A 26,081-nucleotide genomic window follows, 5' to 3' on the forward strand; every position below is an offset into this window, starting at 1 on the left:
GGTGGCGGAACGCACCCCCAACACCGTCGATTATCGGCCAGCCCCCGGCACTATCCCCACGCAGCCGGGGGTCTACACTTTCCGCGATAAGCACGACCGCGTCATCTACGTGGGCAAGGCCAAGAACCTCCGGGCGCGCCTGTCCAATTACTTCCAGGACCTCAGCCAGCTGCACCCGCGCACCCGCACGATGGTACAAACTGCCAACCGGGTGCAGTGGACCGTCGTGGGCAGCGAATTCGAGGCCCTCAACCTCGAATACACGTGGATTAAGCGCTTCAACCCGCGCTTCAACGTCATGTACCGGGACGATAAGACGTACCCGATGCTGGCCATCAGCGTGAAGGATCGCTTCCCGCGCGCTTATCTCTACCGTGGGCCGCGACGTAAGGGCGTGCGCTACTTCGGCCCGTACCCGAAAGCCTGGGCGATCCGGGAGACCCTGGAGTCCCTGACCCGGGTCTTCCCGATCCGTACCTGCGCGCCGGGCGTGTTCCGCCGGCACGAGGCCCTGGGCAGGCCGTGCCTGCTCGGCTATATCGACCGTTGTTCCGCACCGTGCGTCGGCAAGGTGACCGAGGACGAGCACCGCGCACTCGTCGACCAATTCAGTAGCTTTTTGGCCGGCAACACCGAGCCCGTGCTGCGCCGGGTCCGCGGCGAGATGGAGGAGGCCGCCGAGAACCTGGACTTCGAGCGGGCCGCGAGCCTGCGTGATCAGCTGCAGGCCATGGAGAAGGCGATGGAGAAGCAGGCCGTCGTGTTCTCCGACGCCACGGACGCCGACGTCCTCGCCATCGAGCAGGACGAGCTGGAAGCGGCGATCCAGATCTTCCACGTCCGCGGCGGGCGCATCCACGGCCAGCGCGGCTGGGTGGTGGAGCATTCGGACGAGTCCCGTGCGGAGATGATCGGCCAGTTCATCACGCAGTTCTACGGCGGGGAGGCCGAGCTGGTCGCCGCGACGGAGACGGCGGTTGGTGGTGCCGCAAGCTCGCATGTGGATGTCGACCTGGCGACCGCCATCAACCCGGCCTCCGCCGCGGAGCTCGGCGGTTTGGTGGGGGATGTGCAGGTCTCACCCGTGCCCCGCGAGGTGCTGGTGCCCGAGCTGCCTGCCGGCAATGCCCGCCTCGGTGCGTGGCTCAGCGAATTGCGTGGCTCCAAGGTCACCATCCGGGTTCCGCAGCGCGGCGATAAGAAGGCGCTGCTGAGCAACGCGCACACCAATGCCACCCAGGCGCTGGCACAGCACAAGTTGAAGCGCTCCGGGGACATCACCGCACGCTCCGCAGCCCTGCGCGATCTTCAAGAGGCTCTCTGGATGGACGAGCCGCCCCTGCGCATTGAGTGCACGGATATCTCGCACATCCAGGGAACGGACGTCGTCGCCAGCCTCGTCGTCTTCGAAGACGGCCTGCCGAAGAAGGCCGACTACCGTCGCTATAAGATCCGGGACGCCGCGGGAGACGGACATTCCGACGACGTCGCCTCCATCGCCGAGGTCGTCCGTCGCCGTTTCTTGCGGCACAAGGAGGACATCACCGCCGTCCCGACCGGCGATGACGCCGGCGACCGGCTGGAAGGCGAGGAAGAACTGGAGCAGACGGCAGGTGAGGAGCCGAAGCGCGCCTTCGCTTACCCGCCGCAGCTGTTCATCGTCGATGGCGGCCCACCGCAGGTCAACGCCGCGCAGAAGGTGCTGGACGAGCTGGGGGTCAACGATGTCACCCTGGTGGGCATCGCCAAGCGCCTGGAGGAGCTCTGGCTGCCGGAGGACCCGTACCCGGTGATCATCCCGCGCGATTCCGACGCCCTCTATCTCGTACAGCACATCCGCGATGAGGCGCATCGCTTCGCGATCAATTTCCACCGTCAGCAGCGCAGCAAGCGGATGCGCACCTCCGTCTTGGATGAGGTGCCGGGGCTGGGCCCGAAACGCCGGCAGGAGCTGGTGAAACACTTCGGCTCTGTGGCGAAGGTGCGCGCCGCCACCGTTGAGGAGATCGCAGAGGTACCTGGTTTCGGCCCTGCGCTGGCCGAGAAGGTGCACGAGGCGGTACAGCACCGCCCCACTAAGCCTGCGGGGTAGCTACTATGGTCAGCATGACCTCGCCGCAGAAAGACCCCTCCTTAATCCTCGTCACCGGCATGTCCGGTGCTGGCCGCCGCACCGCCGCGGCCGTGCTCGAGGAAATGGGCTGGTACGTCACGGATAACCTCCCGCCGGAGTTGATCGTGCGGATGGTGGAGCTCAGCTTTGACGCGGAATCCCCGGTGGAGAAGCTGGCGATCGTCACCGACGTGCGGTCGCGTTCTTTTGCCGGCAGCCTGACAGGGGTGCTCGAGAAGCTGGTCGACTCCGGGCGCAAGCCCATCGTGCTCTTCCTGGAGGCGTCCGACGAGGCCCTAATTTCCCGCTTTGACGAGGTGCGCCGCTCCCACCCGCTGCAGGACGGCGATTCTCTGCAGAGCGGGATCGACCGCGAGCGCGAGATGCTGAACGGGATTAAGCAGGAAGCCGACATTGTGGTCGACACCTCCAGCACCAGCATCCACGACCTCCGCCGCATCCTGGAGATGAAGTTCTCCGATGCCGCCGGGGATAGCACCCGGGTGGTTCTGCAGTCCTTCGGCTTCAAGCACGGGGCTCCCCGTGACGTGGACATCCTCCTGGACGTGCGCTTCCTGCCAAACCCGTACTGGGTTCCCGAGCTTCGGGGACTGCGGGGCGTGGACAAGCCGGTCTCCGATTACGTGTTGAACCAGCAGGATGCCCCGGGATTCCTGGACTCCTTCGAGTCGATGCTGCTGGCCATGCTGCCGGGATTCCACCGCGAAGGGAAGGGTTTCTTAAGCATCGGCATCGGATGCACCGGTGGCCATCACCGTTCCGTCGCGGTGACCGAAGAGGTCTCCGCCAGGCTGCGGGAGCGGGGAGTGGAGGTCCGGACCAGGCACCGCGATCTGGAACGCGGCTGATGATCACCGACGCACTGAACTTTTCCTTCACCCCTTCGTTCCCCGTCGTGTGGGGAGCACACACTGCTCACTGGGAAGTTGCACCTCATGTCTCATAACGATCACCCCGTGGTCGATAACCCGACCACCCCGCCCGCTACTGACACGGGTAAAAAGCCTCTCCAGCGCCTCGTATCGCTCGGTGGTGGTCACGGCCTCTTCGCCACCCTGCGCGCGGGACGCACCATCGCGGATCACGTGACCGCCGTCGTCACCGTCGCGGACGACGGCGGCTCCTCGGGCCGCATGCGCCGAGAGCTGGACTGCCTCCCGCCGGGAGATCTGCGCATGGCGCTGGCAGCATTGACCGAGGACAGCGACAAGGGACGCTTCTGGGAGGAGGTCATCCAGCACCGCTTCGGCGGGCAGGGTGCTCTCAACGGTCACGCCATCGGTAATTTCCTCATCACCGGGATCTCCCAGGTGCTGGGTGACGACATCGCCGCCCTGGATACGCTCGCGAAGATGCTGGGCGTGAAGGGCCGGGTTCTGCCAATGAGCACCGTGCCTCTGGATCTAGAGGCGGATGTGTTGGGGCTGGCGAAGGATCCCCGAGAGAGCGTGCAGGTTCGCGGCCAGGTTGCCGTGGCCACCACCATCGGGGAGGTGCGCCGGGTGCGTGTTCACCCGGCCAACCCGCCGGCAGCTGCGCCGGCCGTCGCAGCGATCAAGGACGCCGACCTCATCACTCTTGGTCCCGGGTCCTGGTTCTCCTCGGTGATTCCGCACCTCCTGGTTCCGGGGATCGTCGAAGCTCTCAACGAGTCGCAGGCCCCGACTGTGGTGGTGTTGAACCTCGTGGCGGAAGCCGGGGAGACCTCCGGTTTCTCCCAGGAGCATCACGTCCACATGCTGCACCAGCACGCGCGCGACCTGAACGTGGACTACATGCTCATCGACCAGTCCACCATGCCGGGCGGGACGATGGGCACCCACATCGAACGCGCAGCAGCGTCGATGGGGGCGGAGCTGATCTGCGCTGACGTCCGGGAGGACGACAACCGGGGGCGCTGGACCGACCGGCACAAGCCCAAGAAACTGGCCGCCGCGCTGGCGGACATCGCCGCGAAGCACCGCACCCGGTAAAACCCACGGGGCCCACGCGGCACCCAGGTTGAAGAGAATGTGAAGAGGAAAGAGGTAATCAAGCCGTGGCTCTCACCGCCGATGTGAAGGACGAGATCGCCCGCGTCAGCGTCGTTCGCGCTGAGGACATGAACGCCGAGGTGGCAGCACTGCTGCGCTATAGCGGCGCGCTGCATCTGGTCGCCGGACAGATCGTGGTGGAGTCCGAGGTGGACAGCTCCGCGACGGCGCGACGCCTGATGGAGTTTGTGGAGCAGCTCTACCACCACGAGGCGCAGCTGCAGATCATCGGCGCAGGCAACCTGCGCAAGAGCGCGCGCTACATCGTGAAGTGGATCAAGGGCGGCACGGAGATCGCCCGCCGCACCGGGCTGATCGACCGCGCAGGAAGGCCCGTGCAGGGGCTGCCACGGACGATCATCGGCGGCCCAAAGTCCGCCTGCGTAGCAGCGTGGCGGGGCGCTTTCCTCGCGCGCGGCACCCTCACGGAGCCTGGTCGCAGCTGCGCGCTCGAGGTCGCGACCCCGAGCAATGAGGCGGCGCTCGCCCTCGTGGGTGCGGGGCGCCGAATCGGCGTGACCGCGAAGACCCGCGAGACCCGCGGGGTGCACCGCGTGGTGGTCAAGGATGCCGAATCGATCAGCGCGCTGCTGACCCTGATGGGGGCGCAGGCCACCCGCCTGGTCTGGGAGGAGCGCCGCATGCGACGGGAAGTTCGTGCCACGGCGAACCGCCTGGCCAATTTCGACGATGCGAACCTGCGCCGCTCCGCCCGCGCGGCGGTGGCCGCTGCCGCCAGGGCAGACCGGGCGCTCGAAATCCTGGGTGAGGATGTTCCCACCCACCTCGCGGAAGCCGGCCAGTTGCGCGTCAAGCATCGGCAGGCCTCCCTGGAGGAACTCGGCCAGCTGGCGTCACCGCCGATGACGAAGGACGCGGTGGCCGGCCGCATCCGCCGTCTGCTCTCGATGGCGGATAAGCGAGCCGAGGAGCTGGACATCCCGGATACCCACGCCGCGGTGACCGAGGACCTCTTCCAGGACGTCGAATAATCCCTAAGATCGGGAACTGGAAGCCTCCAACACCCAAACACCACGACCAATAGATACCCCGCCAGCGGCTGATGACATCCGCCGGCACCCGGTCCCACGGGACCGAGGAAGCGAAAGGACAGAGGCAATAAGCATGCCAGCTAGCAACCAGAAGAAAATCAACATCGGCATCAACGGCTTCGGCCGCGTGGGACGCAGCTTCTTCCGCGCGGTGCGCGAGATGCACCCCCATCTCAACATCGTCGCGATCAACGACCTGACCGACAACGCCACCCTGGCGAACCTGTTGAAGTACGACTCCGTCATGGGACGCCTCGGCGAGCCGGTACTGCACTCCGAGCACTCTCTTCGCATCGGCGAGGAGACCATCCGCACCTTCGCGGAGCCGGATCCGGCATCCATCCCATGGTCCGAGGCCGGGGTGGACATCGTCGTGGAGTGCACCGGCCAGTTCACAAAGAACGAAAAGGCCCACGGCCACCTCGAGACCGGCGTGAAGAAGGTTCTGCTCTCGGCACCTGGCAAGGAGGTCGACGCCACCCTCGTCATGGGCGTCAACCACGAGGACTACGACCCGGAGAAGCACACCGTCGTCTCTAACGCTTCCTGCACCACGAACTGCCTCGCACCGCTGGCCAAGGTCATGAACGACGCCTTCGGCATCGAGCGTGGCCTGATGACCACCGTGCACGCCTACACCGGTGACCAGCGCATCCACGACGCCCCGCACAAGGACCTGCGCCGTGCTCGCGCCGCCGCCCAGAACATCGTCCCGACATCCACCGGTGCTGCCCGCGCCGTCGGCCTGGTGCTGCCGGAGCTGGAAGGCAAGCTGGATGGCTACGCCGTGCGCGTGCCGGTCATCAACGGATCCCTGGTTGACCTCACCTTCGAGGCCAGCAAGCCGGTGACCGTCGAGGCCGTCAACAACGCCCTGCGCAATGCTGCGGAGGGGCCGCTGGCGGGCATCGCACTGTACTCCAACGGGGAGCCCTACGTCTCCACCGACATCATCGGTGACCCGCACTCCACGATCTTTGACTCTGAGCTGACGAAGGTGATCGGCTCTCAGGTCAAGGTTGTCTCCTGGTACGACAACGAGTGGGGATACTCCTGCCGACTCGCGGACCTGGCTGACTATATCGGCGCCCGCCTCTAGGTAGAATCGCAGCGGTTACTTATCGCACACGCCCGGTGGCTTCCGGCCGCTGAGCGTGGGTGCGAGCAGAAAACTTTCCCTCAAGCTTCTTTCAAAGGATGTCGAGTTTCATGGCAGTAAAGACCCTCAAGGACCTTCTGGCCGAAGGCGTGGAAGGCCGCCACGTGCTGGTTCGTTCGGACCTGAATGTTCCGCTGGCTGACGGGGAGATCACCGACCCGGGCCGTATCGACGCGTCCATCCCGACGCTGCGCGCCCTGTTGGACGAGGGGGCTCGCGTCATCGTCGCCGCCCACCTGGGCCGTCCCAAGGGCGAGGTCGACCCGGAGCTGTCCCTGGCACCAGTCGCCGAGGCGCTCGCCGAGCGTCTGGACCAGTGGGTCCCGCTGGCTGGCGACGTGACGGGGGAGGACGCCCACGAGCGCGCCAATGGCCTGGACGACGGCGACATCCTGCTGCTGGAGAACGTCCGCTTCGACCCCCGCGAGACCTCTAAGGACGCCGCCGAGCGCGCGGAGTTCGCCGCGGAGCTGGCCGAGCTCACCGCCGATAACGGAGCCTTCGTCTCCGACGGCTTCGGCGTGGTTCATCGCGAGCAGGCCAGTGTCTACGACGTGGCCAAGAAGCTGCCGAGCTACGCCGGTGGCCTGGTCTCCGCGGAGCTCGAGGTTCTTGAGAAGGTCTCGGGCTCCCCGGAGGCCCCGTACGCGGTCGTGCTGGGAGGCTCCAAGGTCTCCGACAAGCTGGGCGTGATCGAGGCGCTGGCACCGAAGGTCGACCGTCTCATCATCGGCGGTGGCATGTGCTTTACCTTCCTGGCCGCCCAGGGCCACGACGTCGGCGGCTCCCTGCTGCAGGAAGACATGATCGACACCTGCAAGGACCTGCTGGAGCGCTACGGCGACGTCATCGTCCTGCCGACGGACGTCGTCTCAGCAGAAAACTTCGCCAAGGACGCCGAGCACAAGGCCGTGGGCCTGTCCGAGATCCCGTCCGGCTGGATGGGCCTGGATATCGGACCGGAGTCCGCGGCCGCGTTCGCTGCGGTGCTCGGCGAGGCGAAGACCGTCTTCTGGAACGGCCCGATGGGTGTCTTCGAGTTCCCGGCGTTCGCCGCTGGAACCAAGGCGGTGGCTGAGGCCATCATCAAGGCCACCGACGCCGGTGCCTTCTCCGTGGTCGGTGGCGGGGATTCCGCTGCCGCTGTGCGCACCCTGGGGCTGGATGAGGAGGGCTTCAGCCACATTTCTACCGGCGGTGGCGCCTCCCTGGAGTTCCTGGAGGGCAAGACCCTGCCGGGCGTCGAGGTACTGGGTTAGTCCGAGGTACCGGTCCGCAACCCGCCGTTTTTCCCGCACCCGAGGCACGGGGCGGGGAAGTCACAGAAAGGATTCTTGAGTGGCAGCTCACAGCGCCGTCAAGCGCAAGCCCCTGATCGCGGGCAATTGGAAGATGAACCTCAACCACCTTGAGGCGATCCAGGTGGTGCAGAAGTTTTCCTTCGCTCTGCCGCAGGAGTACTACGAGCGAGTCGACGTCGCGGTTCTGCCACCGTTCACCGACATCCGCTCCGTGCAGACGATCGTCGAGGGTGACAAGCTGCAGATCAGCTATGGCGCCCAGGACGTCTCTGCCCACGACTCCGGCGCGTACACCGGTGAGGTCTCCGGTGCGATGCTCGCGAAGCTGGGTTGCAGCTTCGCGGTTGTCGGTCACTCTGAGCGCCGTCAGTACCACGGTGAGGACGATGCGACGGTCGCTGCGAAGGCGCGTGCCGCGCTCAAGCATGGTCTGACCCCGATCGTCTGCGTCGGCGAGCCGCTGGAGGTTCGTGAGGCGGGCGAGCACGTGGGCTACGTCGTCGACCAGCTCAAGGCGTCGCTTTCCGGCCTCGGTGGGGAGGAACTCTCCAAGATCGTGATCGCCTACGAGCCCGTCTGGGCCATCGGCACCGGCAAGGTCGCCTCCGCCGCGGACGCGCAGGAGGTCTGCGCCGCGGTCCGCGAGGCACTCGCTGAGCTGGGAGGGGAGGACGTCGCCGCTGGCGTCCGGGTCCTCTACGGTGGCTCCGTGAAGCGGGAGTCCATCGGCGAGCTGATGGCGCAGCCGGATATCGACGGCGGCCTGGTCGGCGGCGCAAGCCTCGACGGTGCAGAGTTCGCCCGCCTCGTCGCGGCGTCCGTCAGCTAGTCGGCACGCAACATTCCCGTCGACCGGGCGGCGCGCCGAATTGCCCGCCGCCCGCCTGGCTGGGTAGGTTTATTCTGTTAGTTAGATTCTTCAGCGAGAAGTTTTTAAAGGTTTAAGGCTTTGATCCTCACTCTCCAGATTCTCCTTGTCATCACCAGCCTGCTGCTGGGGCTGTCCGTGCTGCTGCACAAGGGCAAGGGTGGCGGGCTGTCCAGCCTCTTCGGCGGCGGTATGCAGACCAACCTCTCCGGCTCCACGGTCGCAGAGAAGAACCTGGACCGGCTCACCGTCGGCACCGGCGTCGTGTGGTTGCTGTGCATCATCGCGCTGAACCTGGTTCTGCACTACGGCTAAGCAGTTCTCGCGACACCACATTTCCCGCGTCGCTGCATAGTGTTAGCGACGCCCGCATAGATTGAAGCCCCGCTCGTCAGTCTTGCGAGCGGGGCGTCGTGCTACCTATACCTCGTTCTCGGCGTTCTCGGCGTCCTCTGTGGCCGCGACCGTAGCAGTGTCGCTGGCGCTCTCGGCCAGCCATGGGGAGGCGGCCTCGTCGACCCACAGCACGGTGCGCTCCACGCCGGCCACGATCGCGCCCGGCCACTGGGCCCCATTGCCGCCGTTGGCCACCTGCTGGGCAGCCTCGGCCTTCTCGGCCCCGGAGACCAGCAGCCACACCTGGGCTGCCCGGTTCACCGCGTTGATCGTGAGGCTGACCCGCTCCGGCGGGGGCTTGGGGCAGTCACGCACCGCCACCACCTCACCGGTGGCCTCCAGCAGCTCAGGGGTGTGGGGGAACAGGGAGTTGATGTGCCCTTCCGGCCCCATCCCCAGCAGGTGAACGTCGAAGCCTTGTGGCGCCAGGCGGGCCAGCTTCTCCTCGTAGTCACGGGCCGCTTCATCCAGCTCCGCACCATCACTTGGACCGGCACCGGTGGGGGCGAGGTAGCTCACGATGTTCTCCGCCGGAATCGCGATGTGGTCCAGCAGGGCGTCGCGGGCCTGCTTCTCGTTGCGCTCGGAATCACCTGCGGGCACAAAGCGCTCGTCGCCGAAGAAGATCAGCACCCGGGACCAGTCGATCGCATCGATGGGGAAGTCCTCCGCGGCCGTCGTAGCGGCGTGATCTAGCACCGCGAGATCGCGGAGAGTCTGGATGCCGGCACCCCCGCCGGTCAGCACGATGCGTGCGACCCCATCGCCGTGGACGCCGGACTGTTCGCGCTGGATCTTCGTGACCGTGCGCACGAGTTCCCGGGCCGCGGCAGCAGCCAGGCCTCGTTGGTCAGCATTCTGGACGACGGTGACGCCACCTTCGCTCACGGTGCCGTCGATGGTGGCGTGTTCTCCACGGTGTTCTGCGGTCATGCTTTCTCCTTGTGTTCAGCCACAACTGGGTGGGAAAGAAGTGCTTAGCGCTGGGACTCGAGGCTCTCCAGGTCCTCGACGATGCGGGTGACCGTCTCACCGCTGCGGCGGGGGCGATTCACACGCACGAGTCCACGGAGGGCCCGCCCGAAAGCGTAGTCGGAATCCAGGTGGCGCAGCTCCTCGGCGAGGCAGTCGCCCAGATCTCGGGGAGCCAGGGCCACCAGGGAACGTCGCGTCCCGACGGTGACCTCGGCGGTGTGGGCGTCCTGAACAGCGACGGTGATGTCCGCACCCGCGCGGTTGAGAACCGTTTTCTGGACCGGGACGGTCTCGTGTCCAGCAGCGTCAACGGGAGGGACGGGGGCGTCGGAATTAATCCGCTTCACCGGAACCCCCAGCTGGTCGGCAAGCCAGCCCGCTGCCAGATCCACGGCGGCATCGTCGGTCGGGCCGGTGACCTCAGCGGACTCCACCGGCTCGAAGGGCGGCTGGTCCAGCGTGGAGGCCAGCAGGGCCCGCCACAGGGGGATGCGGCTCCACCCGAGGTCGGAATCCCCGCGGGAGTAGGTGGTACGGCGGCGGTAAATGCTGCGGGTGGTGGTCTCCGCGTTGACGTCCGTAATGCGGCGATCCGCTAGCACCCCAAGTGGGTCGGCGGCGGGGTTGCGGGGCGCATCTCCCGGCCACCAGACGACGATCGGGGTGTCCGGCAGCAGCAGCGGGCGGACGATGGAGTCCTCGTGCTCGGTCAGGCCACCGTGCAGGCTCAGCACGATGATCTCGGAGGCACCGGCCTTGCCACCAAGGTGGATCTGCGCGTCCAACCGCGGCTCAACGCTGGGGCCGCCGGATTCCTGCAGGATGATCACACGGGCGGGGTGCTCGCGGGCGGCGTCGGTGACCGGCACCAGGATTGACTCCAGCGGGGTTGCTGCGGTCGAGCTGACGACCACGGTGAGCACGCGGCCAGACGCGACCTCACCGCGTTCCTCGCGGGCCTTGTTGAGCCGCTGGGTCACCTCACGGGTGCTGGTGTTCGGAAGCGTGATGATCATGCCTGAACTCTTCCTTCTCTCGCTTGAATGGTGGGGAAGCGGGCTTATGGGCGGCGCCACTGGCGGCCGCTGCGGGACATGAGTTCGTCTGCTCCCGGTGGACCCCACGTGCCGGCTGGGTAGTCTTCTGGAGTACCGTGACTTTCCCAGGACTTCAGGATGGGGTCCAGGATGCGCCAGGAGAGCTCGACTTCTTCGTTGGTGGGGAAGAGGCTCGCCTCGTCGAGGAAGGCATCCAGGATCAGGCGCTCGTAGGCCTCGGGGGATTCCTCGGTGAAGGACTCGGAGTAGGAGAAGTCCATGTTCACATCGCGGACCTCCATCCCGGAGCCAGGCACCTTGGAGCCGAAGCGCATGAGCACGCCCTCCTCGGGCTGAACGCGGATGACCAGCATATTGCTGCCCTGGGCGGTGGTCTGGCCGTCCACGAAGGGCAGGTGCGGGGCCTTCTTAAACACCAGCGCGATCTCCGTGACCCGGCGGCCCAGGCGCTTGCCGGTGCGCAGGTAGAAGGGCACGCCCGCCCAGCGGCGGGAGGAGATCTCGAAGGTGGCCGCCGCAAAGGTCTCGGTGGTGGACTCCGGGTCGAAGCCCTCCTCCTCCCGCAGGCCACACACCGGAACGCTGCCCTGCCAGCCCGCGGTGTACTGGCCCCGTGCGGTGGTTTTCGCGAAGGGGCCGACGGGGCGGGTGGCGCGCAGCACCTTGATCTTTTCGCTCTGCAGCTCTGCCGGGTTGAAGGCTACGGGTTCCTCCATCGCGATGAGGGCGAGCAGCTGCAGCAGGTGGTTTTGCAGCACATCCCGGGCGGCACCGATGCCGTCGTAGTAGCCTGCGCGCCCCCCGAGCCCGATGTCCTCGGCCATCGTGATCTGCACGTGGTCGATGTAGTGGGAGTTAAACAGCGGGTCGAAAAGCTGGTTGGCGAAGCGCAGCGCCAGGATGTTCTGCACCGTCTCCTTACCCAGGTAGTGGTCGATGCGGAAGACATCGGACTCGGGGAAGACCTCGTTGACCACATCATTGAGCTCCTTCGCGGAGGCCTCGTCGTGGCCGAAGGGCTTCTCGATGACCACGCGGCGCCAGCCGTTTTCGCTGCGGGCCATTCCGGAGCGCTGCAGCTGGTGGATCACGCTGGAAAAGTGCTGTGGCGGAACGGAGAGGTAGAAGGCCCAGTTCCCGGACGTGCCGCGCTGCTCGTCGAGCCGGGCGGTGACGGCAGCGAGCTTGTCGAAAGCGGCGTCGTCGGAGAAGTCGCCCTGGACGAACTCGATGCCTTCGGCGAGCCGGTCCCAGACCGCGTTACGCCACGGGGTGCGGGCTCCCGCCTTCACGCTCTCCAGAACCTGGGCTTCGAACTCCGCCTTGCTCCACGCGCGTCGCCCGTAGCCCACCAGGGAGAAGCCCGGGGGCAGCAGGCCGCGGTTGGCGAGGTCGTAGATCGCGGGCAGCAGCTTCTTGCGCGCCAGGTCACCGGTAACCCCGAAGATCACCAAGCCGCCGGGGCCGGCGATGCGCGGGAGGCGCTTATCCTGCGGATTGCGCAGCGGGTTGTTCAGGTTCTCCTGTGATGCGCCCACGTCGAAGCGATCCCCTTTCCGATTGGCGGTACGTGTGCCGGGAAACTACTTGGCCTTCGCGAGCTGCTCACGCAGGGTCGCGAGGAGCTCGTTCCAGGCTTGTTCGAATTTCTGCACGCCCTCGGTCTCCAGGCGCTGCCAGACCTCCGGCAGGTCGATGCCGGCGCTGGTGAGCGCGGAGAAGACCTCGAGGGACTCGCTGGCCCGCCCGCTCAGCTGGTCGCCGGTGGTCTCGCCGTGGTCAATCGTCGCGTCGAGGGTGGCCTCCGGCATCGTGTTGACGGTGTTGGGGCCCGCGAGCTCGGTGACGTAGAGGGTGTCCGGGTACTGCGGGTTCTTCACGGAGGTGGACGCCCACAGCGGGCGCTGGGTGTTCGCCCCACGGCCCACGAACTCCTGCCAGCGGGGGTTATTGGCCAGCTTATCGAGGTAGGAGGCGTAGGCCAGGCGGGCGTTGGCGAGTGCGGCCTTGCCCTGCAGCGCTGCGGCCTCCGCACCCTTGTCAGCCAGCTGCGGGTCGATGTCGCTGTCCACGCGGGAGACGAAGAAGGAGGCAACAGAGTGGATTTTGCTGATGTCCTGGCCCGCCTTCTCGGCGGCGGCGATGCCCTCGACGAAGGCTTCCATGACCTGCTCGTAGCGTTCCACGCTGAAGATCAGGGTGACGTTGACGCTGATGCCTGCGGCCAGCACGTCGCTGATCGCGGGCAGGCACTCGGTGGTCGCGGGGATCTTGATCATCAGGTTCGCGCGGTTAACCTGAGCGGCCAGCTCCTTGGCCTGCGCGACCGTCCCGGCGGCGTCGTGGGCGAGGCGAGGGTCAACCTCGAGGGAGACCCAGCCGTCGACTCCGCCGGTCTGCTCGTGGACGCCCGCCAGAACGTCGCAGGCATCCTGCACGTCCTTGACCGCCATGGCGAAGACCGCCTCGTCAGCGGCGACGCCGGCGGCAGCGAGCTGATGCAGCTGCTCGTCGTAGGCATCCCCCTGGGACATGGCAGCCGCGAAGATGGCTGGGTTGGTCGTCACTCCCACGATGCCCTTAGCATCGATGAGGGAGGCGAGCTCACCGCTAGTCAGGCGTGGCCGGGACAGGTCGTCGAGCCACACGGAAGTGCCAGCGGAAGCGAGTTTCTGGATATTGCTTGGAGTGTTCATCGCTCACCAGCCTACTGCTGGCAGGCGATGGTTTCGACTTTGCTCCCCCGGGCAGAAAACCCGCCGAAAAACGCCGGGGGAGCGCGCCGTAACGAGCTGGCTAGACGAGCTCGCGGGCGGCGTCGGCGACAGCCTCTGCCGTGATGCCGTACTCCTGGTAGAGACGCTGGTAGTCCGCCGAGGCACCGAAGTGCTCGATGGAGATGTTGCGCCCACCGAAGCCGGTGAACTCGTGCCACGGCATCGCGATGCCCGCCTCGACGGAGACGCGGGCGGTCACGGACGGTGGCAGCACCTCGTCGCGGTAAGCCTGGTCCTGGGCCTTGAACCACTCGACGACCGGCATGGACACCACGCGGGTGCCGATGCCCTCGGCCTCCAGCGCCTCGGCCGCAGCCACGGCCAGCTGCACCTCGGAACCGGTACCGATGAGGATGACCTGCGGGGTCTCGGTGGAGGACTCGCGGAGGATGTAGCCACCGCGGCGCACACCCTCGCGGGCCTTCTCCTTGGTGCCCTCCAGGACCGGGACGTTCTGGCGGGTGAGGATCATGGCCTTCGGCGCGGCCGGAGCCTCGAGGGCTTCCGCCCATGCGGCGGAGGTCTCGTTGGCATCAGCCGGACGGATCACCGCGAGGTTCGGGATTGCGCGCAGCGCAGCCAGGTGCTCGATCGGCTGGTGGGTCGGGCCGTCCTCACCCAGGCCGATGGAGTCGTGCGTCCACACGAAGTAACTATCCGTGCTCATCAGCGCAGCCAGGCGGACGGAGGCGCGCATGTAATCGGAGAACTGCAGGAAGGTCGCACCGTACGGGCGGGTCGGGCCGTGCAGGGCGATGCCGTTGATGATCGCGCCCATCGCGTGCTCCCGGATGCCGAAGTGCAGGTTCCGGCCGGTCGGGGAGGTAGTGAAGGTGGAGGTGGAGATGCTGGTCGGGCCGAAGGAGTCCTCCCCATTGATGAGGGTGTTGTTGGAGCCAGCCAGGTCGGCAGAGCCGCCCCACAGCTCCGGCATCTTCTTCGCCAGAGCCTGCAGCGCAGCACCAGAGGCCTTGCGGGTCGCGACGGACTCTCCGGCCTCGTAGCTCGGCAGTTCGGCATCAAAGCCCTCCGGCAGCTCGCCGGCGAAAAGGCGGTCGAAGAGCGCCTTGTTCTCTGGGTTAGCCTCAGCCCAGGCGTCGAAGCTCTTACGCCACTCGGCCTCCGCCGCCTCGCCGCGGTCGATGAGCTGGCGGGTGTGCTCGATGATCTCCTCTTCGACCGGGAAGGCCTCGTCCGGGAAGCCGAGGTTCTTCTTGACCCCGGAGATCTCCTCGGCACCCAGAGCCGCACCGTGGGAGGCGCCGGTGTTCACTGCGGTCGGCGCACCGTAGGCGATGACGCTGCGCATGCGGATGAAGGTCGGCTTGTTCTTCTCCTGCTTCGCGCGCTCCACGGCGTCCAGGATGCCTTCGACGTCCTCACCGGTGACCTCCAGGACCTGCCAGCCGTAGGCCTCGTAGCGGGCGGCGACGTCCTCGGTGAAGGCGATGGTGGTGTCGTCCTCGATGGAGATGCCGTTATCGTCCCAGAAGACGATGAGGTTGCCCAGCTCCTGGGTACCGGCCAGGGAGCCCGCCTCGGCAGTGATGCCCTCCTGGACGTCGCCGTCGGAGGCGATGACGTAGACGAAGTGGTCGAACGGGGACTCGCCGTCGCCGGCGTTCGGGTCGAAGAGCGCCTTCTCGCGGCGGGCGGCCATCGCCATGCCCACGGCAGATGCCAGGCCCTGGCCGAGCGGGCCGGTGGTGATCTCCACGCCGTCGGTGTGGCCGACCTCCGGGTGGCCCGGGGTCAGGGAGCCCCACTGGCGCAGCTGCTTGATGTCCTCGAGTTCCAGGCCGAAACCACCCAAGTACAGCTGGATGTACTGGGTGAGCGAAGAGTGGCCACAGGAGAGGACGAAACGGTCGCGACCAACCCAAGTCGGGTTCTTCGGGTTGTGGCGCAGCACGCGCTGGTAGAGCGTGTAGGCCAGGGGCGCGAGGCTCATCGCGGTGCCCGGGTGGCCCGAACCGCACTTCTCCACGGCGTCGGCGGCAAGCACGCGGGCGAGGTCAACCGCCCGGGTGTCCTTCTCAGACCAGTCCGCCGGGAAGTTGCGGACCATCAATGCTTGGAGCTCGGCAGGGAGATTCGGATTATAAGACACGAACTTGGGCCTTCCTCGGGGTGTGACGTACTCGGGTTGTAGCTCTCGCCGCCGCGGACGCGCGGGCGAGGCTTAACTATGCATATTCAATCTACCGGCCACGGCAAAACTCTGCGTTCTTGGGGCAGCCGGAACTTTTTAGCGGTCATTTTCGACTACTCAAGAGGGCTTGATGAAACGTCGCCAATCCAGCCCCCAAATCTGGCGACTCGCGGTATCGGCGCAGTTTCGCCCACAGAATGCGCTCGGGTAGCGTATAGGCGGATAAGACGTGGAGAAGTGGAGGCAGAAGGCTTCGTGAATGGAATCTTGGATGCGGTCAAGGCTTATCTAGCGTTGACTAAGCCCCGGGTCATCGAGTTGCTCCTCGTCGCGACGATCCCGGCGATGCTCCAGGCCAATCGCGGTGAGATTGAGCTCGGCCTGATCATCCTCACCCTCATCGGTGGCTGGATGGGCGCGGCCTCCGCAAATACTTTCAACATGGTCGTCGACTACGACATCGACCAGTTGATGCGCCGCACCCGTCGCCGCCCGCTAGCCAAGGACACGGTTCCGGTCGAGCACGCGAAGATTTTCGCCTGGGTGCTGATGATCGCCAGTGTGCTGTGGCTGACCTTCCTCGTGCATTCTCCGCTGTCTGCCGCGTTCATCCTGCTGACGATCTGGTTCTACGTTTACGTCTACTCCAAGTGGTTGAAGCGCCGCACCTGGCAGAACGTCATCTGGGGTGGGGCCGCCGGCTGCATGCCCGTCATGGTCGGCTGGGCTGCTGTCACGGACAACAACGGCGGCGCCTTCAACGCGGGCTGGAGCTCCTGGATTCAGGCGATCATCCTGTTCATGGTCATCTTCTTCTGGACCCCGCCCCACACCTGGGCGCTGGGTATGCGCTACCGCGAGGACTATAAGGCCGCGGGCGTTCCCATGATGCCGGTGGTCAAGCCGCCGTTGGAGGTCACCCGCCAGATCCTCTGGTACACCTGGGCGACGGTCATCACCTCGCTGCTGCTCGTTCCCGCCGCGGGCTGGATCTACGCCGTCGCAGCGCTGGTGTCGGGCGCCTGGTTTATCTTCCGTGCCCACGGCCTGCACCGCGGGGTCAAGGAGGGCACCCCGGTGAAGCCGATGCAGCTGTTCTTCCTGTCGAATAACTACCTCTCCCTGCTTTTCGTTGCCCTCTCCGTCGACGCCGTTATTGGCTGGAACACCGTCTGGCAGATGCTCGGCAACTAAGCTGTAGCCCTAACCCGGGGATTCGCCCCGATCTGCAGGCCGCATCCGGGAGGATGCGGCCTTTATTTATTCGTATCGAAAGGCATTCGATGAGCATCTTTAACATCCTCATGGCTTCCGTTTACGTGGTCTCGGGGGTCTACTGCTCTGGACCGGAATTAAAGCCGGCACAGAAAGTCTGCCCCGCAACGCATGGATCGGTATCAGGACCTCCAGGACTCTTGCTAGCGATGAGGCATGGCAGACCGGGCATAAGGCAGCTGCGGGCTATCTCAAGGCCAGCAGCCTGCCGATGATCCTCGGCGGAATCTTCTTCGCCTTCGCCACCGAGGAGCAGATCGCGTGGGCCAGCCTGGTGGCGGTCGGAGTCATGCTCGTGTTCGTGATCCTTGCGGCCCGCAAGGCCAAAGCCGCCATCGGCGATGAGGGGCCAGCCCAGCCGTAGCAAAAAACCCGCGTGGTCGTCGTCGATCGACGCTGTCCACGCGGGCTGAATTCTTATGCACTCGCCCGGTGGGCGAGCTATGGTCCCGGGGGAGGCTGGTCTCATGGGCCCGGCCGGGGAGGGAATTCTAGTCTCCCTTAACGGCGTGGTTCACCGTTTCGCTCTGCTCCTCGTGGGTCTTCTGGTAGCGCAGCGCCCATAGGTAACCCGTTGCGAGGGTGACCAGACCGGAGCCGATGACGTGCACCGGAACGGTCCAGCGGGGCACGCCCAGCCAGAACTGGATGATGCCCACCACGCCCTGGAAGAGAATGCCGGCGCACATCCAGGCGGCAGCCTTCCGCACACGCGGCGCGGCCACCACGGCGATGAGGGCGGCGATCAGGCCGATCGTCAAGCCCAGGTAGAGGTACATGGCGTGGGCGTGGATGTGGGCGATGGATTCAAGGCTCACCTGCAGGCGGTGCTCCGGCTTGATGGCCTCGTCACCGGCGTGCGGGCCGGCACTCGTGACGAGCACGCCCGTGAAAAGGGTAACGGCCAGCGCCACGGCGTTCATGGTGGTGAGGACGCGCAGGGCAGCAGGCATCTGCTCCTTGATGGGGGCGTCGTCGTCCTCGGTGACCTTGACGAGCAGGACCGCAGCCAGGAAGACAAGCAGCATGGAGGGCAGGAAGTGGGCGGCGACGATCCACCATGCCAGATCCAGGCGCACGCTGATGCCACCGATGACTGCCTGGGCGATAATGCCCAGACCCTGGATGAAGGACAGGTGGAGGATCGAGGAGCGTCGGCCGGCGCGCAGCAGCGCGATGAAGGCGGCGAGTGCGGCGGCGGCCAGCACGAAGGTCAGCATCCGGTTGCCGAACTCAATGATCTGGTGAATCCAGGGGGCCGACCCTGGGACCGGCACGAAGGAACCCGGGTGGCACTGTGGCCAGGTTTCGCAACCAAGCCCAGAGCCGGTCACGCGGACGAGGGATCCGGTGAAGGTGATCCCCGTCTGGCAGATCAGCAGGATGAGGGTCAGTACCCACTGGGTTTTGAGCCGTGGAACCTTCACGGCCTTGTTGCCATCGGAGTCCACCTCGCGCGGCAATCCGACCTTGCGGTCAGCGCGGTAAATAGCTGCATAGAGTTTCAGCATTGCCCGGCTCAACGGGTTGTTCGTCTGGGCTGCTTGTTGGCTAATCGGATCCATCACAGCACTCAAGATTAGTCGTGGTGAGGGAGCAAAGCGAAAGGGCGCGCGGGGCTCGTTTCACCCCGCGGTTCGTTGGCAGCGTGCCAGCTCAGGCAGCGTTCCACCTCAGGCAGTGGGGCAGGGGGTCGGCTAGCGAATACAGGGGAGGATTCCCGGTGAGGGCTAGTCGCCCTTGATGGTGAAGGAGAAGAGCTTCCGGGCGGCGACCGCACCCACGATCGTCCAGACCGCGAGGACGACGATGGCGAACCAGTCGACCCCGCCGGCGAAGGATTCTTCCAGCCCGGCAGCCAGCGCCACGGATGGAATCAGCTGCAACAGGGTTTGTACCTGGGGCCCCAGGTCGGAGGCGACGGTGGAGTAACCAACCGCACCCAGCAGTACAAACCAAATGGTGTTCGCGAGCGCCAGCACCATCTCGGAGCTCAAGGTTCCCCCGAGCAGCAGGCCCAGCGAGGTGAAGCACCCCACCCCCAGGATGAGGAAGATCACGGCGATCACAAGGCCGAGCCCTGGCGGGGACCACCCCAGCAGCAGCGCGACCACCGTGAGGATCAGCACTTGGATGGCGACCACAATCAACACTGCAGCGATCTTGCCGGCGATGAGAGCCGAGGTGGGAACCCCGGCCGCCCCAATCCGTTTGAGTGCTCCGTAACGCCGGTCGAAAGCCACGGCGATGGCCTGGCCCGTGAAACCGGCACCCATGATCGCCACCGCCAGCACCATCGGGAACGCTCTGGCCACTGGGTCGTCCAACGGGACGACCGGCACGAGTGCCAGCCCCAGCAGCAAGCCAACAGGGATGATCAGGGACAGCAGCTGCTGCTCGCCGTGACGCAGGAAGAGCAACGACTCAATTTTGGTCTGTGCCAACAGCATCCGCACGAAGCTGGCTTGTTTCGGGGCAGGCTCGAAGGTCCCGACGGGGAAGCGGCCGCCGGTAGCTGGCGCGTCCTCCATCACTGCACCCGTCTCGGCCACAGGCTCCACCGGAGTTCCGGCCCCCTGACCCGATGGCGTCCCTGCGGGATGGCTGTTCTGCATGCCTCGGTTATTCGCGGAAGTCATGAACGCATCTCCCATCCGGTCAGCGAGAGGAAAACTTCCTCAAGGGTCTGTTCAGTGCTGTCGAGCTTCGTGATCATCGTTGCGCAGTCGCGGGCAGCGAGCGCGAGCATCAGGACGCCATCGGGTGTGGCCGGAATGCCCTCTACGGCGAACTGGCGTGGTTTGATCTCCCGGACTAGTACCGAAGGCGCCGACGCGGCACCGCCGACCTCATCCAGCGGTACTCCTTGTCCTGCCTTGGCCGCACCGGCCTTGACCTCGAGGAGGGCACGGTGGAAGTGGTCCCGGTCGAGATCGGCGTCGACGCTGACCTGGAAGGTATGCCCGCTACCGCCACCTGAACGCTCGGAGGTGAGTTCCTTCGGGGTGCCTGCGGCGACGACCTTGCCCTTGTCGATGATGACGACCCGGTCGGAGAGCGCCTCAGCCTCGTCGAGCAGGTGGGTGGTGAGGACCACGCCCACGCCATCGCGACGCATGGAGCGCACGATATCCCATACCGCGTGACGGGACTGTGCATCCAGCCCTGCGGTGGGCTCATCGAGGAAGACCAGTTCCGGGCGGTTCACCAGCGCACAGGCGAGCGCCAGACGCTGCTGTTGGCCACCCGACAGGCGCCGATAGGTGGTGGAGCGGTGCTTGGTGAGCCCCACCATGTCCAGCAGCCACTCGGTATCCAGTGGGTCCTCGCTGTAGCTGGCAACCAGCTTCAGCATCTCGCCGACCCGGATGCCGGGGTAGGCGCCGCCGCCCTGCAGCATCACCCCAATGCGGGAACGCACGGCGTCGGATTCCTTGGCGGGGTCTAGGCCGAACAGCCGGATCTCGCCGGCATCCGGGCGGGCGAAGCCCTCGCACATCTCGATGGTCGTGGTTTTGCCCGCGCCGTTGGGGCCCAGTAGTGCCACGATCTCGCCGGGGTAGACCTGGAAGTCCAGCCCATCGACGGCGGTGTGGGCGCCAAACTTCTTCACCGCGCCAGTGACCTGCAGCAGTGGTTGGAGTTGGGGGGCCGAAGAGTCCTGCATTTTCACAGCTATTCAGTCTAGCCAGATGGCGCGGGCTGGGGGATCACCGGTTGTTGGGTGTGTCTGCCTTCGTGGGCATTTCTTTGGGGCGAGGCAACGCGAGGGCGTTGGCATATGCCGGGTGTTTCTTGAGGTAGCGCCAGCTGGCGACCAGAAACGCGAGGAAAAGTAGCGCGGACATGGCGTAGATGAAGGCCACCGTCGCCGGCGGTAGCCCGAGACCACGGGGCAGGATGAAGAAGCTGAAAGCCACCGAGTACACGATTGTCGCGAAGTGGAAGACCGGCCGGTTGGCCCACGCCGCGAGCGGCAGAATGGCCCAGAGCAGATACCAGGGGTGGACGACGGGGAAGAAGATCACGAGGAACAGCGTGGCCACCCCGAGCCCTCCCACGGGGTGGATGCGGCCCCGGTAGGAGGCCCACAGCATGCGCACCACCCAGAACGCGCCGATCATGACGCCGAGGAAACGGAAGACGAACAGCGCGGCGGATTGCTGATCTCCGAGGCCCAGCAGGGCTCCCAGGAACGACGACGCCAAACCCGCCAACGTGGACAGGCTCATCCAGCTGATGATTTCTGCCGCCCCGCCCTGGGAGGTGATCCAGCCGAAGCCCACGCCTGTGATCACAGAGAACAGACTCGCGGTGGCCGCGGCGACCACCCCGCTGACCACTCCTGCACCGATAAGGTGTCGCAGCCCCTCGCCCCACCAGCGCGCGATCGCCACTGCGGTGAAGCCGAGAGCCATCAGGGCGGTCACCTTGATCAGACCCGCGCAGGTGACGATCACCGTGCCGGAGAGCATGAGCAGCAGGCGGCTGCTCAAAGGTCGTTCGTAATGGTCGGTGCCGCGCAGCACGAACTCCATGCCCACGAGCAGAAAGCCGAGCATGAGCGCCTCGTTGTGGATACCCGCGACGAGGTGGAGCAGTGTCAGCGGGTTTAGCACCCCGAGCCACCAGGCTGTCTGGGGCGCGATGCCACAGCGCTGGGCGAGCCTCGTCAATGCCCAGCCGGTGAGCACCAGGCCGGTGATGCTCATCAGCCGATGGCCGAAGACCCCCAGCACGATGTTGTTGCCGGTGATCATGGAGATCACGGCACCATAGCCCAGTGCGACCGGGCCATAGGGCGCAGGGGAGTGCGCCCACATCAAGGGCACGGAACGGGCGAGCGGGTCTTGCACCCCGAGGATGTCCACCGGACCTGCGCTATACGGGTCCAGCCCCTGCGCGGCGATCGCCCCTTGGGCTAGATAAGAGTAGATGTCCTGGGTGAACATCGGCGCGGTGATCGCCAGGGGAAGCACCCAGAGGGCGAAGATCCGCCAATAGGTACGGATGGGCAGGCGGGGGATCTGCCTTCCCCCTGGCCCCAGCACGAAGGCCCCGAGTAGGAGCCAGGCGAGCACTAGGAATCCGATTCCGACGAAGACGGTCACAGTGGTGCTGTGCAGCATCCGGGCCAGGATATTAATCCCGGGAACGGACCAGAATGGGTTGCCCACCACGGGCATCGCGCCCGCGCCAATACCCCCGAGAGCGATAAGAATGGTGCCGATGGACCCCAACCAGACTGCGATCTGCAGCCGCAGCCGGTAGGCGGGGTTAAGGGGCTCCAACGGCGCATGGAGGGGGAGCACCCGGCCCTCTTGGTGGAGCTGTGCCGAGCGGGAACCGGCCAGGCCGAGCCGGGGCAGCACGTCCAAATAGCGGCGCCACAGGCTGAAGGGGCCGCGGATCAACGCGTGGCCGGGTCGGTTCGAAGACATGCAACCACGATAATGAAGCCAGCGTTTTTAGGGAACATAGGTTCGCCTTAGTGGACAGGGGGAATTATTTAAGACACACTCGTGTTGTCTAATCATGACGGCCCTCAACGATGAAAGGCGGGTTGATATGGCACCAGTGGAAACCGACACGCGCCGTCGCATCCTGCTGTACGTGTTGAGACACGGACCGGTGAGCGCGACAACCATTAGCGAGGCTTTTAGTTTGAGCGCCGCTGGCGTGAGGCGCCATCTGGACAACATTGTCGCGGATGGGCTCGCGGAGGCCGTTGACGCGCCACGGTCAGGACAGCGTGGGCGACCGGCGAAGCTATTCCGCCTCACTGATGCGGGTCGAGCACAGTTCGGTCATGATTACGACACCCTTGCACTCCTCGCACTGCGTGCCCTGAAAAACTCGGGCGGAGAGGAAGCAGTCGAGGACTTTGCTGCGCAACGCATCAATGATCTGTTGGGGGACATCCCCGAACTCGACGGTGACTACGCAGACGACCGTGACGTGAAGGCCCAGGCCAAGAACATCGCGGAGGCGCTGACCAACCGTGGCTACGCGGCCACCGTGAGCCACGCGGCCGGCGGCGTCCAAATCTGCAGGCACCACTGCCCAATCCAGGACGTGGCGGAGGAGTTCCCCGAGCTGTGCGCTGCAGAGCACCGGGTAGTTGCGGAGCTACTCGGCCAGCACACTCAGCCGCTCGCTACTATCGCGGACGGCAACGGTATCTGTACGACCCATATTCCGCTGACCACCATTACCCCTTCCGCAACGAAGGAAAGCTAAAGAATCTATGACTCAAGCTGCTGACAAACTGCAATCCGATCAGGAAATCATCGACTCGATCGGTGCCTACGGCTACGGTTGGCACGATTCCGACGACGCCGGCGCCAGCGCGCGCCGTGGCCTGAACGAGGACGTCGTCCGGGATATTTCTGCCAAGAAGAACGAGCCGGAGTGGATGCTCGAGCGTCGCCTGAAGGCCCTCGAGATCTTCGACAAGAAGCCCATGCCCACCTGGGGCGCGGATCTTTCCGGCATCGACTTCGACCAGATCAAGTACTTCGTCCGCTCCACCGAGCAGCAGGCGACGACCTGGGAGGACCTGCCGGAGGACATTAAGAACACCTACGACAAGCTGGGCATCCCGGAGGCGGAGCGCCAGCGCCTCGTCGCCGGTGTCGCCGCGCAGTACGAGTCCGAGGTTGTGTACCACCAGATCCGCGAGGACCTGGAGGAGCAGGGCGTGATCTTCGTCGACACCGACACCGCCCTCGAGGAGTACCCGGAGCTGTTCAAGGAGTACTTCGGCACCGTGATCCCCGCGGGCGATAACAAGTTCTCCGCTCTCAACACCGCCGTGTGGTCCGGTGGTTCCTTCATTTACGTCCCACCGGGAGTCCACGTGGACATCCCGCTGCAGGCCTACTTCCGCATCAACACGGAAAACATGGGCCAGTTCGAGCGCACTCTCATCATCGTCGACGAGGACGCCTACGTGCACTACGTCGAGGGCTGCACCGCCCCGATCTACAAGACCGACTCCCTGCACTCCGCAGTCGTCGAGATCATCGTGAAGAAGGGCGGCCGCTGCCGCTACACGACGATCCAGAACTGGTCGAACAACGTCTACAACCTCGTCACCAAGCGCACTAAGTGTGAGGAGGGCGCGACCATGGAGTGGGTCGATGGCAACATCGGCTCCAAGGTCACCATGAAGTACCCGGCCGTCTGGATGACCGGTCCGCACGCCAAGGGCGAGGTCCTGTCCGTCGCCTTCGCAGGTGAGGGCCAGTTCCAGGACACCGGTGCGAAGATGACCCACATGGCGCCGTACACCAGCTCCAATATCGTCTCGAAGTCCGTGGCCCGCTCCGGTGGTCGCGCGGCCTACCGCGGCCTGGTCGAGGTTCACCCGAACGCGCACCACTCCGCCTCCCAGGTTGAGTGTGACGCCCTGCTGGTGGACTCCATCTCGCGGTCGGATACATACCCGTACAACGACATCCGCAACGACCACGTCACCTTGGGCCACGAGGCAACCGTCTCCCAGGTCTCCGAGGATCAGCTCTTCTACCTGATGAGCCGAGGCCTCGAGGAGGACGAGGCGATGGCGATGATCGTTCGTGGCTTCGTGGAGCCAATCGCCAAGGAGCTCCCGATGGAGTACGCGCTTGAGCTCAACCGTCTGATCGAACTGCAAATGGAAGGATCGGTGGGCTAAGCCAGATGACCACCTTGGAAAACGTTCAGAACCAAACCGTCAAGGCGGGAACCGATCACCAGACTAAGGGCGACCGCTTCACCTCCTTCAAGGCTGAGGATTTCGCGATCCCGAAGGGCCGCGACGAGGACTGGCGCTTTACCCCGCTGCGTCGTCTCCGCGGTCTGCACGACGGCACCGCCGCGGCGCCCACGGACGCCAACGTCGTCATCGAGGTCCCGGAGAACGCCGGGGACAACGTCTCCGTGACGAAGGTTGACTCTTCCGACCCGCGCGTGGGTCTGGCCGGCGCACCGGTCGACCGTGCTGCAGCCCAGGCCTGGGCGAATGCCCCGGTCGCGGACTACGTCCAGGTTGCCAAGGACACCGCGCTAACCGAGCCGATCGAGATCACGATCACTGGCCCGGGCGAGGACCAGGTTTCTTACAGCACCCTGGTCGTCGAGCTCGAGCGTCACGCCGAGGCCGTCGTCATCCTGCGTTACCAGGGTTCCGGCGCGCACTCCGACAACGTCGAGTTCGTCGTCGGCGACGGCGCGAAGCTGGTCACCGTGGTGCTGGAGGACTGGGAGGACGATGGCGTCCACCTTTCCAACTCGCACGTCCAGACTGGCCGAGATGCCACCGTCCGCCACGCCTACGCGGCATTCGGCGGCGAGATCCTGCGCTCCGTGCCGCACGTGCGCTACACCGCACCGGGTGGCGACGTGGAGATGCTGGGCGTCAACTTCGCTGATGCGGATCAGTACTTCGAGCAGCGTCTGCTCATCGACCACTCCGTCCAGAACTGCCGCTCCAACGTGCTCTACAAGGGCGCACTGCAGGGCGACCCGGCTGACGCGGATCGCCCGGCGTCCGAGCGTAAGCGCGACGCCCGCACCGTGTGGATCGGTGACGTCCTCATTCGCCCGGAGGCCACCGGGACGGACACCTACGAGACCAATAACAACCTGCTGCTGACCACCGGTGCCCGTGCGGACTCCGTGCCGAACCTGGAGATCCAGACCGGCGAGATCGCAGGTGCCGGCCACGCCGCCACGGTGGGTCGCTTCGACGACGAGCAGATGTACTACCTGCAGGCCAGGGGCATTCCGGAGGCACAGGCCAAGATGCTCATCGTCCGCGGTTTCTTCACCGACGTCATCCGCCGCATCCCGGTGGAATCCGTCCGCGAGCACCTGGAAGAGCTCGTCGGCAACGAGCTTGAGCGCACCGTCCTCTAA

22 protein-coding genes are annotated in these 26,081 nt (G+C 65.6%); 13 read left to right on the top strand and 9 right to left on the bottom strand.

Annotated features, from left to right (window positions below):
- The first annotated feature begins 1 nt into the window (after window position 1).
- From uvrC to secG, 8 genes are all read left to right on the top strand, one after another.
- Window positions 2-2,092 (top strand): excinuclease ABC subunit UvrC, encoded by a 2,091-nt coding sequence (gene uvrC / locus HMPREF3097_RS05055; protein ID WP_070761401.1) that lies wholly within the window; start codon window positions 2-4, stop codon window positions 2,090-2,092.
- Window positions 2,093-2,097: 5 nt separating this feature from the next.
- A complete protein-coding gene (gene rapZ / locus HMPREF3097_RS05060) occupies window positions 2,098-2,982 on the top strand; it encodes an RNase adapter RapZ (RefSeq protein ID WP_070761402.1) in 885 nt (294 codons plus the stop codon).
- 87 nt (window positions 2,983-3,069) lie between these two features.
- On the top strand, window positions 3,070-4,107 hold the full coding sequence (gene yvcK / locus HMPREF3097_RS05065; RefSeq protein WP_070761403.1) for a gluconeogenesis factor YvcK family protein: 1,038 nt from the start codon (window positions 3,070-3,072) through the stop codon (window positions 4,105-4,107).
- 65 nt (window positions 4,108-4,172) lie between these two features.
- Window positions 4,173-5,159 (top strand): DNA-binding protein WhiA, encoded by a 987-nt coding sequence (gene whiA, locus HMPREF3097_RS05070; protein ID WP_012360238.1) that lies wholly within the window; start codon window positions 4,173-4,175, stop codon window positions 5,157-5,159.
- 133 nt (window positions 5,160-5,292) lie between these two features.
- Window positions 5,293-6,318 (top strand): type I glyceraldehyde-3-phosphate dehydrogenase, encoded by a 1,026-nt coding sequence (gene gap / locus HMPREF3097_RS05075; RefSeq protein ID WP_070758922.1) that lies wholly within the window; start codon window positions 5,293-5,295, stop codon window positions 6,316-6,318.
- Window positions 6,319-6,428: 110 nt separating this feature from the next.
- Window positions 6,429-7,637 (top strand): phosphoglycerate kinase, encoded by a 1,209-nt coding sequence (gene pgk / locus HMPREF3097_RS05080; RefSeq protein WP_070761404.1) that lies wholly within the window; start codon window positions 6,429-6,431, stop codon window positions 7,635-7,637.
- 79 nt (window positions 7,638-7,716) lie between these two features.
- Window positions 7,717-8,508: a triose-phosphate isomerase gene (gene tpiA / locus HMPREF3097_RS05085; protein ID WP_083317960.1), complete on the top strand. Its 792-nt coding sequence runs from the start codon at window positions 7,717-7,719 to the stop codon at window positions 8,506-8,508.
- Window positions 8,509-8,628: 120 nt separating this feature from the next.
- On the top strand, window positions 8,629-8,862 hold the full coding sequence (secG, locus tag HMPREF3097_RS05090) for a preprotein translocase subunit SecG (RefSeq protein ID WP_070758920.1): 234 nt from the start codon (window positions 8,629-8,631) through the stop codon (window positions 8,860-8,862).
- 105 nt (window positions 8,863-8,967) lie between these two features.
- On the opposite strand, the gene pgl is transcribed toward secG, so the two are convergent.
- From pgl to tkt, 5 genes are all read right to left on the bottom strand, one after another.
- Window positions 8,968-9,876 carry a 6-phosphogluconolactonase gene (pgl, locus tag HMPREF3097_RS05095; RefSeq protein WP_070761405.1) on the bottom strand — a complete coding sequence of 303 codons (909 nt, stop codon included), beginning with the start codon at window positions 9,874-9,876 and terminating at the stop codon, window positions 8,968-8,970.
- Window positions 9,877-9,920: 44 nt separating this feature from the next.
- Window positions 9,921-10,934, bottom strand: a complete 1,014-nt coding sequence (locus tag HMPREF3097_RS05100; RefSeq protein ID WP_070761406.1) for a glucose-6-phosphate dehydrogenase assembly protein OpcA — start codon at window positions 10,932-10,934, stop codon at window positions 9,921-9,923.
- 44 nt (window positions 10,935-10,978) lie between these two features.
- Window positions 10,979-12,514: a glucose-6-phosphate dehydrogenase gene (gene zwf, locus HMPREF3097_RS05105; RefSeq protein ID WP_012360245.1), complete on the bottom strand. Its 1,536-nt coding sequence runs from the start codon at window positions 12,512-12,514 to the stop codon at window positions 10,979-10,981.
- Window positions 12,515-12,559: 45 nt separating this feature from the next.
- A complete protein-coding gene (gene tal / locus HMPREF3097_RS05110) occupies window positions 12,560-13,672 on the bottom strand; it encodes a transaldolase (RefSeq protein ID WP_070761407.1) in 1,113 nt (370 codons plus the stop codon).
- A gap of 100 nt (window positions 13,673-13,772) precedes the next feature.
- The gene (gene tkt, locus HMPREF3097_RS05115) at window positions 13,773-15,821 is read right to left on the bottom strand and encodes a transketolase (RefSeq protein WP_070761408.1); all 2,049 of its coding nucleotides are present in this window, start codon (window positions 15,819-15,821) and stop codon (window positions 13,773-13,775) included.
- Between the two features lie 351 nt (window positions 15,822-16,172).
- On the opposite strand from tkt, the gene HMPREF3097_RS05120 reads away from it, so the two are divergent.
- Window positions 16,173-17,099 carry a heme o synthase gene (locus HMPREF3097_RS05120; protein WP_187440843.1) on the top strand — a complete coding sequence of 309 codons (927 nt, stop codon included), beginning with the start codon at window positions 16,173-16,175 and terminating at the stop codon, window positions 17,097-17,099.
- Window positions 17,100-17,301: 202 nt separating this feature from the next.
- On the top strand, window positions 17,302-17,544 hold the full coding sequence (locus tag HMPREF3097_RS05125; protein ID WP_246818096.1) for an SdpI family protein: 243 nt from the start codon (window positions 17,302-17,304) through the stop codon (window positions 17,542-17,544).
- Window positions 17,545-17,671: 127 nt separating this feature from the next.
- Here HMPREF3097_RS05125 and HMPREF3097_RS05130 read toward each other — a convergent pair whose 3' ends face one another.
- The 4 genes from HMPREF3097_RS05130 to mptB form a co-directional block, all read right to left on the bottom strand.
- Window positions 17,672-18,745, bottom strand: a complete 1,074-nt coding sequence (locus HMPREF3097_RS05130; RefSeq protein WP_070761409.1) for a COX15/CtaA family protein — start codon at window positions 18,743-18,745, stop codon at window positions 17,672-17,674.
- Window positions 18,746-18,910: 165 nt separating this feature from the next.
- Complete coding sequence (locus HMPREF3097_RS05135; RefSeq protein ID WP_070761436.1) at window positions 18,911-19,819, bottom strand: ABC transporter permease; 909 nt, start codon at window positions 19,817-19,819, stop codon at window positions 18,911-18,913.
- On the bottom strand, window positions 19,816-20,847 hold the full coding sequence (locus HMPREF3097_RS05140; RefSeq protein WP_070761410.1) for an ABC transporter ATP-binding protein: 1,032 nt from the start codon (window positions 20,845-20,847) through the stop codon (window positions 19,816-19,818). Before HMPREF3097_RS05140 ends, HMPREF3097_RS05135 begins: the two co-directional genes overlap by 4 nt.
- A gap of 43 nt (window positions 20,848-20,890) precedes the next feature.
- A complete protein-coding gene (gene mptB / locus HMPREF3097_RS05145; protein ID WP_256374248.1) occupies window positions 20,891-22,621 on the bottom strand; it encodes a polyprenol phosphomannose-dependent alpha 1,6 mannosyltransferase MptB in 1,731 nt (576 codons plus the stop codon).
- A gap of 127 nt (window positions 22,622-22,748) precedes the next feature.
- On the opposite strand from mptB, the gene HMPREF3097_RS05150 reads away from it, so the two are divergent.
- From HMPREF3097_RS05150 to sufD, 3 genes are read left to right on the top strand one after another with little or no spacing between them, the layout of a single operon-like run.
- Window positions 22,749-23,420 carry a helix-turn-helix transcriptional regulator gene (locus HMPREF3097_RS05150; RefSeq protein ID WP_070761411.1) on the top strand — a complete coding sequence of 224 codons (672 nt, stop codon included), beginning with the start codon at window positions 22,749-22,751 and terminating at the stop codon, window positions 23,418-23,420.
- 7 nt (window positions 23,421-23,427) lie between these two features.
- Entirely contained in the window at window positions 23,428-24,858 is a 1,431-nt protein-coding gene (gene sufB / locus HMPREF3097_RS05155) for a Fe-S cluster assembly protein SufB (RefSeq protein ID WP_070761412.1), read from the top strand.
- A gap of 5 nt (window positions 24,859-24,863) precedes the next feature.
- Window positions 24,864-26,081: a Fe-S cluster assembly protein SufD gene (gene sufD, locus HMPREF3097_RS05160; RefSeq protein ID WP_070761413.1), complete on the top strand. Its 1,218-nt coding sequence runs from the start codon at window positions 24,864-24,866 to the stop codon at window positions 26,079-26,081.

It is taken from the genome of Corynebacterium sp. HMSC27B11 (assembly GCF_001815985.1).
Classification (GTDB): domain Bacteria; phylum Actinomycetota; class Actinomycetes; order Mycobacteriales; family Mycobacteriaceae; genus Corynebacterium.